17 protein-coding genes are annotated in these 14,684 nt (G+C 67.2%); 4 read left to right on the top strand and 13 right to left on the bottom strand.

Going from position 1 to position 14,684, the window contains the following annotated elements:
• Positions 1 to 137: 137 nt before the first annotated feature.
• The 4 genes from HWX07_RS28200 to HWX07_RS28185 all read right to left on the bottom strand — a co-directional run bounded on the left by HWX07_RS28200 (position 138) and on the right by HWX07_RS28185 (position 2,607).
• On the bottom strand, positions 138 to 713 hold the full coding sequence (locus HWX07_RS28200) for a PIN domain-containing protein (RefSeq protein WP_077219154.1): 576 nt from the start codon (positions 711 to 713) through the stop codon (positions 138 to 140).
• Positions 710 to 1,177, bottom strand: a complete 468-nt coding sequence (locus tag HWX07_RS28195; RefSeq protein ID WP_077219153.1) for a helix-turn-helix domain-containing protein — start codon at positions 1,175 to 1,177, stop codon at positions 710 to 712. The genes HWX07_RS28200 and HWX07_RS28195 overlap by 4 nt, the downstream gene beginning before the upstream one ends.
• Positions 1,178 to 1,360: 183 nt before the next feature.
• On the bottom strand, positions 1,361 to 2,323 hold the full coding sequence (locus tag HWX07_RS28190; RefSeq protein ID WP_175878510.1) for a zinc-binding alcohol dehydrogenase family protein: 963 nt from the start codon (positions 2,321 to 2,323) through the stop codon (positions 1,361 to 1,363).
• 32 nt (positions 2,324 to 2,355) lie between these two features.
• Positions 2,356 to 2,607 (bottom strand): hypothetical protein, encoded by a 252-nt coding sequence (locus HWX07_RS28185; protein ID WP_124547649.1) that lies wholly within the window; start codon positions 2,605 to 2,607, stop codon positions 2,356 to 2,358.
• 95 nt (positions 2,608 to 2,702) lie between these two features.
• Between HWX07_RS28185 and HWX07_RS28180 the strand changes: the two genes are divergently transcribed.
• The gene (locus tag HWX07_RS28180) at positions 2,703 to 3,494 is read left to right on the top strand and encodes a helix-turn-helix transcriptional regulator (RefSeq protein ID WP_175878621.1); all 792 of its coding nucleotides are present in this window, start codon (positions 2,703 to 2,705) and stop codon (positions 3,492 to 3,494) included.
• A gap of 75 nt (positions 3,495 to 3,569) precedes the next feature.
• Here HWX07_RS28180 and hpaI read toward each other — a convergent pair whose 3' ends face one another.
• From hpaI to HWX07_RS28145, 7 genes are read right to left on the bottom strand one after another with little or no spacing between them, the layout of a single operon-like run.
• Positions 3,570 to 4,376, bottom strand: coding sequence for a 4-hydroxy-2-oxoheptanedioate aldolase (hpaI, locus tag HWX07_RS28175; RefSeq protein WP_175878509.1), 807 nt, complete (start codon positions 4,374 to 4,376; stop codon positions 3,570 to 3,572).
• A gap of 12 nt (positions 4,377 to 4,388) precedes the next feature.
• The gene (hpaH, locus tag HWX07_RS28170; RefSeq protein ID WP_175878508.1) at positions 4,389 to 5,192 is read right to left on the bottom strand and encodes a 2-oxo-hept-4-ene-1,7-dioate hydratase; all 804 of its coding nucleotides are present in this window, start codon (positions 5,190 to 5,192) and stop codon (positions 4,389 to 4,391) included.
• Positions 5,193 to 5,212: 20 nt separating this feature from the next.
• Entirely contained in the window at positions 5,213 to 5,605 is a 393-nt protein-coding gene (locus HWX07_RS28165) for a 5-carboxymethyl-2-hydroxymuconate Delta-isomerase (protein ID WP_011547838.1), read from the bottom strand.
• Positions 5,606 to 5,649: 44 nt separating this feature from the next.
• Positions 5,650 to 6,498 carry a 3,4-dihydroxyphenylacetate 2,3-dioxygenase gene (gene hpaD, locus HWX07_RS28160; protein WP_175878507.1) on the bottom strand — a complete coding sequence of 283 codons (849 nt, stop codon included), beginning with the start codon at positions 6,496 to 6,498 and terminating at the stop codon, positions 5,650 to 5,652.
• Between the two features lie 46 nt (positions 6,499 to 6,544).
• A complete protein-coding gene (hpaE, locus tag HWX07_RS28155; protein ID WP_175878506.1) occupies positions 6,545 to 8,008 on the bottom strand; it encodes a 5-carboxymethyl-2-hydroxymuconate semialdehyde dehydrogenase in 1,464 nt (487 codons plus the stop codon).
• Between the two features lie 26 nt (positions 8,009 to 8,034).
• Positions 8,035 to 8,799, bottom strand: coding sequence for a fumarylacetoacetate hydrolase family protein (locus tag HWX07_RS28150; protein ID WP_175878505.1), 765 nt, complete (start codon positions 8,797 to 8,799; stop codon positions 8,035 to 8,037).
• Entirely contained in the window at positions 8,796 to 9,485 is a 690-nt protein-coding gene (locus HWX07_RS28145; protein WP_175878504.1) for a fumarylacetoacetate hydrolase family protein, read from the bottom strand. Before HWX07_RS28145 ends, HWX07_RS28150 begins: the two co-directional genes overlap by 4 nt.
• 152 nt (positions 9,486 to 9,637) lie before the next feature.
• Here HWX07_RS28145 and hpaR point away from each other — a divergent pair, with 152 nt between their 5' ends.
• Positions 9,638 to 10,078: a homoprotocatechuate degradation operon regulator HpaR gene (gene hpaR, locus HWX07_RS28140; protein WP_023476878.1), complete on the top strand. Its 441-nt coding sequence runs from the start codon at positions 9,638 to 9,640 to the stop codon at positions 10,076 to 10,078.
• Between the two features lie 61 nt (positions 10,079 to 10,139).
• On the opposite strand, the gene HWX07_RS28135 is transcribed toward hpaR, so the two are convergent.
• Positions 10,140 to 11,354, bottom strand: a complete 1,215-nt coding sequence (locus HWX07_RS28135; RefSeq protein ID WP_175878503.1) for an SDR family oxidoreductase — start codon at positions 11,352 to 11,354, stop codon at positions 10,140 to 10,142.
• Positions 11,355 to 12,007: 653 nt separating this feature from the next.
• Between HWX07_RS28135 and HWX07_RS28130 the strand changes: the two genes are divergently transcribed.
• Positions 12,008 to 12,355 carry a DUF3564 family protein gene (locus HWX07_RS28130; protein WP_027807850.1) on the top strand — a complete coding sequence of 116 codons (348 nt, stop codon included), beginning with the start codon at positions 12,008 to 12,010 and terminating at the stop codon, positions 12,353 to 12,355.
• Positions 12,356 to 12,423: 68 nt separating this feature from the next.
• Here HWX07_RS28130 and HWX07_RS28125 read toward each other — a convergent pair whose 3' ends face one another.
• The gene (locus tag HWX07_RS28125; RefSeq protein ID WP_175878502.1) at positions 12,424 to 12,609 is read right to left on the bottom strand and encodes a hypothetical protein; all 186 of its coding nucleotides are present in this window, start codon (positions 12,607 to 12,609) and stop codon (positions 12,424 to 12,426) included.
• A gap of 164 nt (positions 12,610 to 12,773) precedes the next feature.
• On the opposite strand from HWX07_RS28125, the gene HWX07_RS28120 reads away from it, so the two are divergent.
• Positions 12,774 to 14,672 carry a penicillin-binding protein 2 gene (locus HWX07_RS28120; RefSeq protein ID WP_175878501.1) on the top strand — a complete coding sequence of 633 codons (1,899 nt, stop codon included), beginning with the start codon at positions 12,774 to 12,776 and terminating at the stop codon, positions 14,670 to 14,672.
• Positions 14,673 to 14,684: the final 12 nt, after the last annotated feature.

Genomic DNA, 14,684 nt, shown 5'->3' with positions numbered 1-14,684 from the left:
TGAGTTTTGCAGCGCGTCCTCCTCCGCCTCGTCGCATGTCGGAGCACCGGCACAGACGGCCGAGGAAACGCATTGGAACAGGCATGCGAACAACGCACCCGCGATTCGCTGCGCACGCGAATGCCATCGCGGCTCGTTCAAAGAATCGCCCGGTAAGCTTCGAGCGCCTTGCAGGTCTGAACCATGCCCTGCCGCTGCAGGATGTCGAGGTAGCGGTCCACCATCATCGGAGGATGCTTGAGCATTTCGCGTTGTCGCCGTGCCGCGCCGACAACCGCAGCCGGCTCGAGATCGAAGAGATTGTCGACGAATACGTCGGGATGCTGCGCTTCCACCCCATACGTCGACAGCACTGCGTCGGGAAAGTCCTTCTGATTGAACGTCACGATCACACTGGCGTTGCAGCGGATCGCGGCGGCCAGGACATGTCGATCATCAGCATCCGGCAACCTCAGGCCCTCGATCAGCGCTTCGTACCCGGTCACCAGCGCATCAGGTATCGCCCGATCCATCAGACTCGCGGTACGGTCGAGTTGCGCGGCACTGAGGTCCACGCGCTTGCGCAGCAGATTCCGTTTCCATTCGTTGTGGATATCGGCACTCCAGCGAGCCCTGAAACATCCGCTCAATGCGAGCCACATCAGGAAATCGCGTAGCGGGGCCGGGTACAGCACACAGGCATCATAGACCGCCGTGAATGGCGAACTCGTCATTCGTAGCCCATCCCGAACTCCTGCGCTTGCCGACTCAACTCTTCCATCGCACTGGCGCTCGCCTGCTCGCGTTCGGTCTTGTAACGCATCAGATCGGAAAAGCGCACACGACGGTGCTTGCCAGTCTTGTGATACGGCAGCGCCTTCGATTCGAGCAGCTTGATCAGGTGTGGGCGGGACACATTGAGCAGGTCGGCTGCTTCCTGCGTGGTTAGTTCCGCATGAACGGGCACGACCTTGACCGCGTTGCCATCTGCAAGCTCCGCGAGGATGTCGACCAACAGACGCAGCGCAGAAGTCGGAAGCTCGACCTGATGCGCACGATTGTCGTCATCGAAAATCTGGATGCGCTGTATTTCCGTTCGCGTGGCCAGATAAGCCGCCAGCGCACGCTGGCCTTCGACAGCCGCCTGCACCTCGCGCTCCACCGGCAAGATCGTATCGGACATCGAGGTATGGGGCATCGCGCACTCCCAAACGGGTTCTCAGATGCGCCATCTTACTCGAAACAAACGAAATTCGCAATAAACGAAAATAGATAGAACCCTTATAAGGCCGCCGACCCTCGATATTAGTCAATACGCGCCATCACCCAGCTTCTGGTCCTTACTCTTGGCGGGCGACGATCGCTGCACGCCGATCGACGCTCACTCGCCACGCATCGTGAACACCAAACGCACGACGCTGCTCGCATCGCCCCAGTGTTCACCGACCGCCGACAGCGGCACCGTGCGCGTGTCGATCGCGAGGCCTGCATCCCCGGTCGCTTCGAACACGCCGCGCACCGACGCCAGCAGGCGCGGCAACGGCACGCTGCCCAAGCCGCTGCCCATCAGCTCGATCGCGGTCGCCCTCAGCACGGCGCTGGGCACGAGCAAGTCCGCGCCGCCCATCGAGCCGATCTGCACGAAACGCAGCCGCCGCCCGCCTGGTGTCGCCTTCGCGGCGGCAACCAGCAGCGTCTGCGCGCTGGCGCCCCACAGATAATCCAGCACGACGTCCACGCCCGCGCGGAAATGCGGCTCGAGCGCCCGTGCCAGATGCACGGCGTCCTGCTGCAGCGGCACCACCGCGTCCGCGCCGGCACTCAGCAACGCCTGCAACGCGGCCGCGTTGCGCCCTGTGGCGATCACCTTCGCTGCACCGAGATGCTTCGCGATCCGCACCGCGAGCCGCCCCGACGTTCCCGTTGCGCCGTTGACAAGCACGGTCTCGCCCGCAACGAACCTCGCGCGTTCGGTCAGCGCCGCCCACGACGACATCCCGGGAATCGCGATCGCCGCGGCCGTGACATCGTCGAGCGCGTCCGGCAGCGGCACGCACTGCGTATCGGGCGCGATCGTACGCTCGGCCATCGCGCCGAACGGCGCGGGCGCACCGAAGAAGTAGACGCGCCGGCCATCGTCGAGACGCCCCACGCCGTCGACACCCACGACGAACGGATAACCGCCAACGGAGGAATAATGCGTCCCCGCCGCACGCCCTTGCGCGATACGGCTCAGCGCGGACGCCTTCACGTCGATCATGCTGTGGCCCGGCATCGCGCTCGGCGGTTCGAACTCCGTATAAACCGGACGCTGTCCAGCGCCTTCAACGACTGCTGCTTTCATGGTGATTCCTTCAATTCTGAAGGGGTGGGCCTTTACCGGGCATCGAGCCATGCGCGCAGCGCGGGATCGCGTACTTCCAGCACGTCGAACAGGCCGAGCGCACGCAGTGCAGGCAACGCCTCGATCGCATCGGCCTCCGCACGCGCCCTCTCGGCCGGCGCGGCGTTCGGGTCGATCAATACGCGCGCGTTGACCAGAAACGCGCCGACGGTCCCCTTGCGGATCGTCGTTCCGCCGGCATCGACTTGGTTGGCATGGTCGGGAAGCATCTGTTCGGCTCGCATCGCGTCTTGCTCCGGTTGTCATCGATGGACGCAGTGTAGGCGTGCGAAACCGGCCGATCTCCGGTATAACAGCCATTCGATACCGATATCCGGCCATGTCCGATCCGCTCCTGCCCGCCCGTTTCGTCACGTCCGACGACGGCCCGTTCGTGGTCGCCGCCGTCCTGTCGCAACGCGACCCGCGTATCACCGCGCCGCATTCGCATGCGCGCGGCCAGCTCGTCGGCGCGCTGAGCGGGCTGGTGACGATCGGCCTCGACGATCAGGAGTGGGTCGTGCCGGCGATCCATGCGATCTGGATTCCGCCGCATTGCCGGCATTCGCTGCGCTCGTTCGGGCCGATCGCCGGGTGGTCGGCGTTCATCGCCGAAGCCCGCTGCGCGGCGCTGCCGGCGACGCCGCGCGCGATCCGCACGACGCCGCTGCTGCGCGAAGCCGTGCAGCGTGCGGCAAGCTGGGGCGATTCCGATCTGGATGCCGCACAAACCCGGATCGCCGACGTGATCCTCGATGAAATCGCGGCATCGGAAGCCGAGGCGCTGGGGCTGGTCCGGCCGCGGGACCCGCGGCTCGTGAAAATCACCGATGCGCTGGCCGCGGATCTCGCGAACGACCGCCGGCTCGAGGAATGGGCCGAATGGGCCGGCATCGGCGCGCGGACGATGAGCCGCCGCTTCGTCGCCGAGACGGGGCTGACGTTCGCGCAGTGGCGTCAGCAGGCCAGGCTGCTGCGGGCGTTGGAGCGTATTGCCGACGGCGTGCCGGTGACGACGATCGCGCTCGATCTCGGATACGACAACGTCAGCGCGTTCATCGACATGTTCCGGCGTGCGCTGGGGACGACGCCGGGGAAGTATATGGAGGCGGGAAGCCAGGTACAGCGATAGGCGAGGCCATGCGCGGGCATGACGCCGCACGGCGAAAGGCCAGCGGTCGGCACGGGAAAACCGCCCGCCGCCGCATCAATACGGACCGTCGCCCTGCTTCACGGCGTCGCCACCGTTCCGTTTGAACTGCGCGGCGAGCCGCTCCGCGCTCCGTGCCAGCAGCGTCGTATCGACACCGACCGCGACGAACAACGCACCCGCTTCCAGATAGCGCCGCGCGGCCGCTTCATCCGCGCTCAGGATGCCCGGCGCCTTGCCTGCCGCCTTGATCGCGCGAATCGCGCCGTCGATGGCGGCCTGCACGTCCGGGTGCCCCGGATGGCCGAGATGGCCCAGATCGGCCGCAAGATCGGCCGGCCCGATGAACACGCCATCGACGCCGTCGACCCGCGCGATCGCATCGATCGCATCGAGCCCCGCGCGCGTCTCGACCTGCACGAGCACGGCCATCTCGTCGTTCGCGCGATGCAGATACTCGCCGACGCGATTCCACCGCGACGCGCGCGCCAGCGCGCTGCCGACACCGCGCATCCCGTGCGGCGGGTAACGCGTCGCGGCCACCGCCGCGCGCGCCTCGTCCGCGCTCTGGACCATCGGCACGAGCAGCGTCTGCGCGCCGAGATCGAGTACCTGCTTGACGATCACCGGATCATTCCACGGCACGCGCACGACCGGATGCGACGGATACGGCGCGATCGCCTGCAGTTGCGCGAGGATCGTCGGCACCGTGTTCGGCGCATGTTCGCCATCGATCAGCAGCCAGTCGAAACCGGCGCCCGCAACCACTTCCGCGCTGTACGGATTCGCGAGGCCGAGCCACAGGCCGACCTGCGCGTCGCCGCGCGCGAGCGCGGCCTTGAAGACATTCGACGGAATCTGCATCGTTCGCTCACCTCACTCGAAGTAGCACTGGATCGTCCCGAGCGGGCCGTAGTCGACGCTGAACGTATCGCCCGATCGCGCCGCGCAGGGCCGCGTAAACGACCCGCCGAGCACGATCTGTCCCGGCTCCAGCGCGACGTCGAAGCGCGCCAGCCGGTTCGCGAGCCATGCGACGCCGTTCGCCGGATGGTTCAGCACGCCGGCCGCGACACCAGTTTCCTCGACCACGCCGTTGCGCGACATGATCGCCGCGACCCAGCGCAAATCGACGTCCTGCGGGCGCACCGGCCGGCCGCCGATCACGACGCCCGCGTTCGCCGCGTTGTCGGCAATCGTGTCGAACACCTTGCGCGGCCGTTTCGTATCGGGGTCGATCGACTGGCTGCGCGCGTCGATGATCTCGAGCGCCGGCACGACGTAATCGACCGCGTCGTACACGTCGAAGATCGTGCAGTTCGGCCCCGTGAGCCGCTTGCCGAGCACGAACGCGAGCTCGACCTCGACGCGCGGCACGATGAAGCGGCCGGTCGGGATCGTGCCGCCGTCGTCGAAGAACATGTCGTCGAGCAACGCGCCGTAGTCGGGCTCGTCGATCTGCGACGTGTTCTGCATCGCCTTCGACGTGAGGCCGATCTTGTGCCCCTTCAGCGTGCGGCCCTCCGCGAGCTTGAGGGTCACCCACGCACGCTGGATCGCATACGCGTCGTCGATCGTGATGTCGGGATGGTCGAGCGAGATCTGTCGGATCTGCGTGCGTGCGCGCTCGGCGTCGTGCAGACGGTGCGCGAGCTGGTCGATGAGGGCGGGTTCGAGCATGGTCGGATCGGGAATGGGGTTCAGCCGGCCCGCTTGTAGCGGGCGTGAATGTTGTTGTGCTTGTACGAGCCGCTTTCGCTGAACTCGGTCAGTTCCATCGACAGCGCGAGGTAGCGTTTCGCGTACAGCTCGGCGAAATGGGCCTTGATCGCATCGAACAGCGCGTCGCACGCGGCTTGTTTCGTTTCGTCGCTGCGGCCCGCGCCGATCTTCAGCGTCACGTGGACGAACGCGTCGTCCTCCGTGCCGTCCGCGACGCAGTAGTCGTGCAGCTCGATCGCGCGCGAGCGGATGCCGCCGGTCGGAAACACGCCGCCCTGCGCGATCAGCGTCGCGTTGATCGTGCGCAGCAGCGCGGGAATGCGCGCGTCGTCGCGGATGTTCGCGGTGTATTCGACGACGATGTGTGGCATGGCAACTCTCCAGTCGGATTCGAAGGCGTGGCGGGCGGCAACGCTCAGGGCAGCGGGAAGATCGCGTTGATCTGCCCGGTGCCGGAGCTCGCGAAATAGTCGGTGACGATCTCGACCGGCTTGTCGTAGCGATCCCAGCCGAGCAGCCCGAGCAGCATCGCCGTGTCGTGCATGCCGCCTTCGCCGTGGCAATGCACGTTGTATTCGGGCAGCATCGCGCAGAAGGTCTTGAAATCGCCCTGCTTCCACAGCTCGACCACGCGCAGGTCGACCTGCCGGAAGAATTCGCGGCTGATCTGGTGGATCGATTCCTCAGGGCTGCCGTTGTCGTTGAAGCGGTGCGACAGCGAGCCGCTCGCGAGGAACGCGACGTTCGAATCGCTCTTCTCGATCGCCTCGAGCAGCGCCTCGCCGAAGCGCCGGCTTTCGTCGAGCTGATGCCACATGCACCAGCCGGCGATCGACACGACCTTGAAGTGCTGGTCGCCGTTCATGTAGCGCATCGGCACGAGCGTGCCGTATTCGAGCTCGAGGCTGTCGATCTCGTGCGCCCGCGTCGCCACGCCGCGCTCGGTGGCCGTTTCCGCGATCAGCCGGCCGAGCGCCGGGTTGCCCGGATACGCGTACTGCATGTCGCGGATGAAATGCGGCAGCTCGTTGCTGGTATAGGCGCCCGCGAACCGCGCATTGCAGTTCACGTGATAGCCCGCGTTGACGAGCCAGTGCACGTCCGACACGACGATCGTGTCGACGCCGAGCGCTCGGCAGCGCTCGCCGATCAGCTGGTGGCCGCGGATCGCCGCTTCGCGGCAGCCGTGATGCTTGCCGGGCAATTCCGACAGGTACATCGACGGCACGTGCGTGATCTTCGCGGCGAGGGACAGTTTGCCCATCGTTCAAGTCTCCCTATCGTTCTTGCGACAACACGGCCGGCGCCCGTCACACGCCCCAGCGCGGAACGTGATGCGAACCCATCGAAATGCACACGTTCTTGATCTCCGCGAACACCTCGAAACTGTACTCGCCGCCCTCGCGCCCCGTGCCCGACTCCTTCACGCCGCCGAAAGGCTGGCGCAGGTCGCGCACGTTCTGGCTGTTCACGAACACCATCCCGGCCTCGATGCCGCGCGCGAGCCGGTGCACCTTGCCCACGTCCTGCGTCCAGATGTAGGACGCCAGGCCGTACGCCGTGTCGTTCGCGAGCCGCAGCCCGTCGTCTTCGTCGTCGAACGGGATGATGCACGCGACCGGCCCGAAGATCTCTTCCTGCGCGATGCGCATCCGGTTGTCGACGTCGGCGAACACGGTCGGCCGCACGAAATTGCCGTTGCGCAGATGCTCGGGCAGCCCGGCCGGCTTGTCCGCGCCGCCGGCGACCACGCGCGCGCCTTCCTGCTCGCCGATGCGGATATAGCCCGTCACCTTCTCCCAGTGCTGGCGCGTGATCATCGCGCCGAGATTCGTGCCCGGATCGGTCGGATCGCCGACCACCAGGTTATTCGCGCGGCGGGCGAATTCCTGTACGAAGCGGTCGTAGATCGTGCGCTGCACGAAGATCCGCGAGCCCGCGGTGCAGCGTTCGCCGTTGATCGAGAAGATCGTGAACAGCGATGCGTCGAGCGCCCGGTCGAAGTCGGCGTCGTCGAAGATCAGCACCGGCGACTTGCCGCCGAGCTCCATCGAATACTTCTTGAGGCCCGCGCGCTCCATGATCCGCTTGCCGGTGACCGTGCCGCCGGTAAACGACACCGCGCGCACGTCCGGATGCCGCACGAGCGCATCGCCGGCCGTCGCGCCGTAGCCCTGCACGACGTTCAGCACGCCCGGCGGGATGCCGGCTTCGAGCGCGAGCCGGCCGAGCTGGTCGGCCGTCAGCGGCGACAGCTCCGACATCTTCAGCACGGCCGTGTTGCCGAGCGCGAGGCACGGCGCCGTCTTCCACGTCGCAGTCATGAACGGCACGTTCCACGGCGACACCAGCGCGCACACGCCGACCGGCTGGTACAGCGTGTAGTTCAGCATCTGGTCGTCGACCGGATAGGTGCGGCCGTTCATCTGCACGCATACTTCCGCGAAGAAGTTGAAGTTCTCGGACGCGCGTGGAATCAGCTGCTTGCTCGTCTGCGCGATCGGCAGGCCAGTATCCTGCGTTTCCAGCGCGGCGAGCATCGGTACGTTCTTCTCGATCAGCTCGCCGAGCTTGCGCATCAGCTTCGCGCGCTCCTTTGCCGGCGTGTTCGCCCATTTGGGGAACGCTTCCTTCGCCGCGCGCACGGCCGCGTCGACCTCGGCCTCGCCGCCCGAGGCGACGTCGGTGATGACGTCGCCCGTCGCCGGGTTCAGCGTCGCGAAGGTTTCGCGGCTCTCCACTTCGCGGCCGCCGATCCAGTGCTTGATGGTCATGTGCTCTCCTTCCTTGGGCGACGGGCTCAGCCGGCGCGATAGTAGTCTGCCTCGCCGACGATCGTGTTCACGAGCCGGCCGATTCCTTCGATTTCGGTCACGACCTCGTCGCCCGGCTGCGTGTCCGCCAGCCCCTCGGGCGTGCCGGTCAGGATCAGGTCGCCCGGCGAAAGCGTCATGAAGCTGCTGATGTGCTCGATCAGCGCCGGCACGTCGAACACCATGTCGCGCGTGCTGCCGCGCTGCGTCTCCCGGCCGTTCACCGTCGTGCGCAGCGTCAGGTCGCCCGCGTCGCCGATCTCGTCGCGGCTGACGAACCACGGCCCGAGCGGCGTGCAGGTGTCGCGGTTCTTCACGCGCAGGTTCGGGCGGTAGTAGTTTTCGAGATAGTCGCGGATCGCGTAGTCGTTCGCGACCGTATAGCCGGCCACGTAGTCGATGGCCTGCGCGCGGCCCACGTGGCGCGCGGGCCGGCCGATCACGACGGCCAGTTCGCACTCGTAGTGCATGTGCGTGGCGTCCGCGGGGCGCACGGTCAGCGACCGGTGGCCGACGAACGTATTCGGCCCCTTCAGGAAAATCAGCGGTTCGCTCGGCGCGTTGAACGCGAGCTCCTTCGCATGGTCCGCGTAGTTCAGGCCGAGCGCGAACGTCGTGCGCGGCGCGACGGGCGGCAGCCACGCCACCGCGTCCTCGGCCACCACGCGGCCCGTATCGAGGCGGATCGCGGCGTCGCCGGCCGGTTCGGCCGCATGCAGTGCGCCGTTGTAGATCACGCGCGCCGTCTTCATCGGGCATCCTCCGCCATCAGCGTATGCCGCAACGTGCCGATGCCGGCCGCGGCGATCTCGATCGTGCTGCCCGCGCGGGCATGCGGTGCGCCGCCCGCGACGCCGAGCAACAGCACGTCGCCCGCGTCGAACGACATGAAGGCCGTCACGTCGGCGATCAGCGCGCGCACCGGGCGAATCAGCGTCGCGGTCGACGCGGATGCCGCCACTTCGCCGTCGATCCGCACCGTCAGGTCGATTGCGTCGACATCGGCAAGCGCGGCGGCCGGCACGATCGTGGGCCCGAGCGGGCAGAAGCCGTCGCGGCACTTGAAGCGCACAGCCGGACGGTAGTAATCGGGATGCGGCACCGACACGTCGCTCGCGAGCGTGAAGCCGTGCACGTAGTCGAGCGCCCGCGCGGCCGTCACGCGCGTCGCGCGCCGCGCGAACACGACGGCCACCGACGCGCCGATCTCCAGTGCGTCGACACCGGCCGGCACGACCACGGCGGCGCCGTCGGCCGCATGCGTGTTGGCGGATTTGATGTAGAGGATCGGCGCCTGCGGCGGGCGGCCGTAAGGCGGCGCGTTCACCGCATCGCCGAGCGCGTCGAGCGCCGCGCGCTCGTTGAGCAAGGCCCCGTAGACGGTACCGATGGCGACCGGCAACGGCGGCGCCGCGGCGGTCGTGCAAGACAGCTCCATGCGTCATTCCCCTGCCGCGCGTCGCGGCGCATCGTCAATAGTTAATATCTTAAGTAAACAATCGGGCGCTGGCAACCTCGATTACCCTGAGACGCGAAATTCATCAGCTTCGGCTGTTAAGATTGATGCGTCCCCGTCCTCTGCTCATCCCGATGAACCGTACGCTCGACCATCGCAACCTGGCCATGCTGCTGCTCGAGGCCCGCGAAACGCTGATGGGTCTGTTTCGCCCCATTCTCAAGGAATTCTCGCTGACCGAACAGCAATGGCGGATCATCCGCGTGCTCGACGGCGAACCGACGGAGGCGCTCGAAGCCGGACAGATCGCGAAACGCTGCTGCATCCTGAGCCCGAGCCTGACCGGCGTGCTGGAACGGATGGAGCGCGACGGCCTGATCACGCGCACGCGCGCGCAGGAGGATCAGCGCCGGCTGCTGGTCAGCCTGACGCCGCAAAGCAGGAAACTGGTGACGGAGATCGGTCCGCGCATCGACGAGCAATATCGTCAGCTCGAGTCGCGCTTCGGCCAGGACGGCCTCGAAGACATCTACCGCGCGCTCGACCGGCTCATCGAGCTCGGCAGCCAGGCGTAAAGACGGCGCCCGCCCTCGCCGCGTGCGGGAGCAGGCGCCGGTACGATGCGGGCGATCGGTATCAGTGGATCGCGCCGCGCATCAGTTCGGTCACGGCCACGCCGCGCGACGTGCGCATGCACTCCTCGACGTAATCGATGAACGGCAATGGCTCGAAGTCGATTTCGTCGCGCACGCGGCGATTGTCGAACACGCGATCGACCGTCGCGAATTCCCCGCAGCGCTGCAGTGCCCGGCCGATCACGCGCTCGAGTGCCGGGTCGGCACGCCCCAGCACATCGCGCACGACCAGCGGCAGTTCCGCCGGCGCGCACGCCGCGTAGCGCGGCGCCCCGGTCATTCCCGCCGCCTCGTCCATCGCGCGCACGATCTGTGCGACCTGAGGCGCCTCGTCGCCGGCCGACACGTGATAGACGTCGTGCGCCAGCGTCGGCTTGACGGCCAGCAGCATCGTCGCGCGCGCCACGTCGTCCACCGACACGATGTCGATGCGCGTCATCGGCCGCGCGGTGAAGCGGCGCGCCGCATGTGCGAGCCGGAACATCCAGAACGAATTCGGCGCGGGACGCGTCCCGAGCACCGTATGGCCGACCACGTGCGACGGCCGCACGACGACGAGCGGCAGCCCGAGCGCGCGCAGACGCTGCTCCGTCCGGGCCTTCGCATGCAGGTAGTCGGCCGCCAGCACCGCGCCGGGCAGGCCTTCGTCGGCCAGCGGCGCGACGTCGTCCTCCGCGTCGCGTTCCGCCTCTTCCCGCACGATCCCGCCGCGGCCCGCATGCGCGTAGGCCGTGCCGACGTACACGAAGCGCTGCAGGCGCGGCGCGCGGGCAAAGCGTTCGGCGAAGTGCACCGCGTCGGCGATGTCGGCCTGCAGGTGCGCGCCGTCGGCCGGCGACGCATGGCCCGCACAATGAATCACGTGCGTCGCGCCGGCGAGGCGCGGCGCATCGGCGCCGTGCCACACGTCGCCGAGCGCGCCGACGATCACGTTCGCATCGGTCAGGCGCGACGCCCAGTACGGCGCGAGCCCCGCGCGCAACGCCGCTTCCCGCAGCCGCGCGACCGCATGGCCGCGGTCCTGCGCGCGCACGACGCAGACGATGCGTTCGAGCAGCCCCGCATTGACGAGCGCCGTCAGCACGGTACTGCCGATGAAGCCGGTTGCGCCGGTCAGCACCAGCCGGCCGACGTTCGCCGCCGCGACCGGCGCGCTGGCCGGCGACACGAGGCTCGTCCGCCAGTTCAGCGACAACGCGGTTTTCCAGATCAGCACGATAGTCTCCTTCGAAGAGTCGGCCGGGCGGCGCGGTGCCCGCGGTTGCGGGCCGCGCACGGCTCACCGGCCGGACCGGGGCTGACGCGCGCCCCGGCGCCTCCCGATCGGGCGTGCGGCCTGCGATCGCGTCGATCGCGCTCTGGCACGAGGCGGCGGCAGCCGGCGCGGACGGGCGTCCGCGGCACAGGATCGGGAAGTTCCCAGTGTGGGGCCCGACCGCATGCAAGTCTGTCCCGAAAGTTTCGTGAAAGTGTGCCGATTTGTACGCGATTGTCGGAGTGTGTCGTGCCAGCCGCCGCATCAACCCGCTGAAAGGTTCGGGCCGGCTGCATCCGAGGGGCGCCACAGGGCGTCGCTCGCCCCGCTTTCCCGCGAGCAGTCAGTGCGCGACCAATCGACGCGGCCGGCGGCGCTGTCATTCCATGTCCGGAGCGCCGCGCGCGCCCGCCCGGCCACCGCCTGTCGCCGGTATCGCCCGCGCATGCTGATGCCTCGGGAATGACCATGAATCGTCAGACATCGTTTCATCTGAAACGGAAATAGACTCGATCCGGGTTTATTGCGGATTATCACTTGCGTTTCACACCAGTCTATCTAGACTGTTCAAGTCAAAACGGTCGAATGCGTCATCTTTTTCAGGAGACGATCCAATGCGCCTCACCATTCGGATTAATGGCAGCGAATCGGCAACCCGGCATTCCTTCGCGGTCTTGTGGGTCGATACCGACGAAGGGCTGTGGTCGCGCGAGGCACATCAGGGCATCGATCTTCCGACCTGGGGCAAGGTTCGCGACGTCGAAGGCGCGATGGCGCTGTGCGCGGCCGACAGCGGCAATGCCGTCTGTCAGCTGAAGGGGCTGTCGTTCGACGCGATGCGGCGCGAACAGGGCCCCGCGGTGCTCGCCGGCGAGCATCCCGACGGCGCGTGGCGCCTGCAGGCGGTCGATACCTGCACGACCCAGCCGGAATACCGGGAATTTATTTCCGTTGCGCGGTAGGTATTATTGACGTGAATCGTCTGCGGTTTTCGGGTTTATTCCGGTAGCAGTGATATTCATTTCGATATTCAGCATGAATGGCGCCACGGTTCGAGGCGCTTTTCATTTTCTGGATTAAAGAAATAACCGGCGTGCGGGCAATTGATCGCGCGCCGCGGGCGATCGCGATCGAGCGATGTTCCGAACCGCCTGCCCGGATCGGCATGCGATGATCGCCCGGTTTCGTCGGCATCCGCTGCCGACGAATCCTGCATTGGCCCACCTTTCCTGCCGCTTCCTTTCCCTGTTCCAGATGGCCTGACCTTCGCCTTTTTTGAAGGGCCGGAACATACTTTCCCAACATGACGTTTACTCATTTATTACAATCGCATTATTCAGACTGACGCGCCGCCGCCCGGCGGCCCGACCCGGCCATTGCATGAGCGTGAAAAAGAAGACCCACCCTGCCGATCCGTACGCGGCGGCGACCAAGAATCCGATGCTCGCGTCGCGCCTGCCGATGTGGCGCTCGAGGCTCATCGTGGTCGTCGTGTTCCTCGCGTTCGCCGCGCTGATCGCGCGCGCTTTCTGGGTACAGGTCGCGAACCAGGATTTCTACGTCGGCCAGGGCCAGAAGCGCTACCAGCGCACGATCGAGCTCGACGCGATGCGCGGGCGCATCGTCGACCGCAACGGCGCAATGCTCGCGGTCAGCCTGTCGACCTATGAAATCTGGGCGAACCCGAAACAGGTCGCCGACACCGATTACCCGCAGATCGCGAAGCTGCTCGACCTGCCGCTCGTCGAGGTGAAGCGGCGTCTCGGCAACGACAAGACGTTCGTGCTGCTCAAGCGGCAGGTCGACGCCGACACCGCGAGCCGGCTCGACAAGCTCGCGATCGACGGCATCACGCAGATCGCCGATTCGAAGCGCTTCTACCCGGAAGGCGAATCGGCCGCGCACGTGGTCGGCTTCACGAACGTCGAGGACAAGGGCCAGGAAGGCGTCGAGCTCGCTGCGAATGCGCGCCTGCAAGGCACGTCCGGCCAGCGCGAGGTGATCCGCGACCGGCTCGGCCGCATCGTGTCGGACACACGGCCGCTCGTCCCCGCGCAGCACGGCGCGACGATCGAATTGACGATCGACCGCCGCATCCAGCAGCTCGCCTTCAGCCAGCTCAAGGCGGCCGTGATCGAGAACAACGCGGTGGCCGGCAGTGTCGTCGTGCTCGACGCGCGGAACGGCGAGATCCTCGCGCTCGCGAACTATCCGACCTTCGACCCGAACGACCGCGCCCGCCTCACCGGCCAGCAATTGCGCAACCGTGCGGTGATCGACACGTTCGAACCGGGCTCGACGATCAAGCCGCTCGTCGTCGCGCTGTCGATCGACGAGCGCAAGGTCACGCCGAACACGATCATCAACACGTCGCCGGGCACCTACAAGATCGGCCCGGCGGTGATCCACGACACGTCGAACCACGGGTCGCTGACGGTATCGCAGGCGCTGCAGAAGTCGAGCAACGTCGCGCTCGCGAAACTGGCGCTGAACCTGCCCGCCGAAACGATCTGGAACAAATACCAGGAGTACGGGATCGGCCGCGCGCCGGAGCTGACGTTCCCGGGCGTCGCGTCGGGCCGGCTGCGCGGCTACAAGCGCTGGCGGCCGATCGAGCAGGCGACGATGGCGTACGGCTACGGACTGTCGATGTCGCTGCTGCAGATCGCGCAGACCTACACCGCCTATGCGGGCGACGGCACGCTGCACCCGGTGTCGCTGCTGAAGAACGGCACCGACCAGCAGACGATCGACGCGCACCGCGGCCACCGCGTGACGTCGCCGCAAACGGCCGCCGCGATCCGCTCGATGCTCGAGATGGCGGTCGGCGAAGGCGGCACCGGGCGCCGCGCGCGGGTCGACGGCTACCGGATCGGCGGCAAGACAGGTACCGCGCGCAAGCAGGTCGGCGCGAGCTATGCGAAGGGCAAGTACCGCGCGCTGTTCGCGGGGATGGCGCCGATGAGCGACCCGCGCCTGATCGTCGCGGTGATGATCGACGAGCCGCGCGGCAAGGGTTACTACGGCGGCACGGTGGCCGGCCCGGTGTTCGCGTCGGTCACGAGCGGCTCGCTGCAGTTGCTCGGTGTGCCGCCCGATGCGCCGGTCGAACCGGAGAAGAATGCGCCGGCGAAGGCGGCCGCGCCGCAGAAGACGGTCGCGGCGCCGAAAGCGACGGGGCCGGCCACGGCGACCGTCGCGCAGAAACCGTCGACATCGCTCAGGACGGCCGCGCAATCCGGCACTTCCGCGCCCGCGAAGGCGGCTGCCGCGGGCTGACGACGCCAGGGG

Source organism: Burkholderia sp. BCC0097, from assembly GCF_902832985.1.
GTDB classification, from domain to species: Bacteria; Pseudomonadota; Gammaproteobacteria; order Burkholderiales; family Burkholderiaceae; genus Burkholderia; species Burkholderia orbicola.
This window is presented reverse-complemented; position numbering and strand designations above follow the sequence as displayed.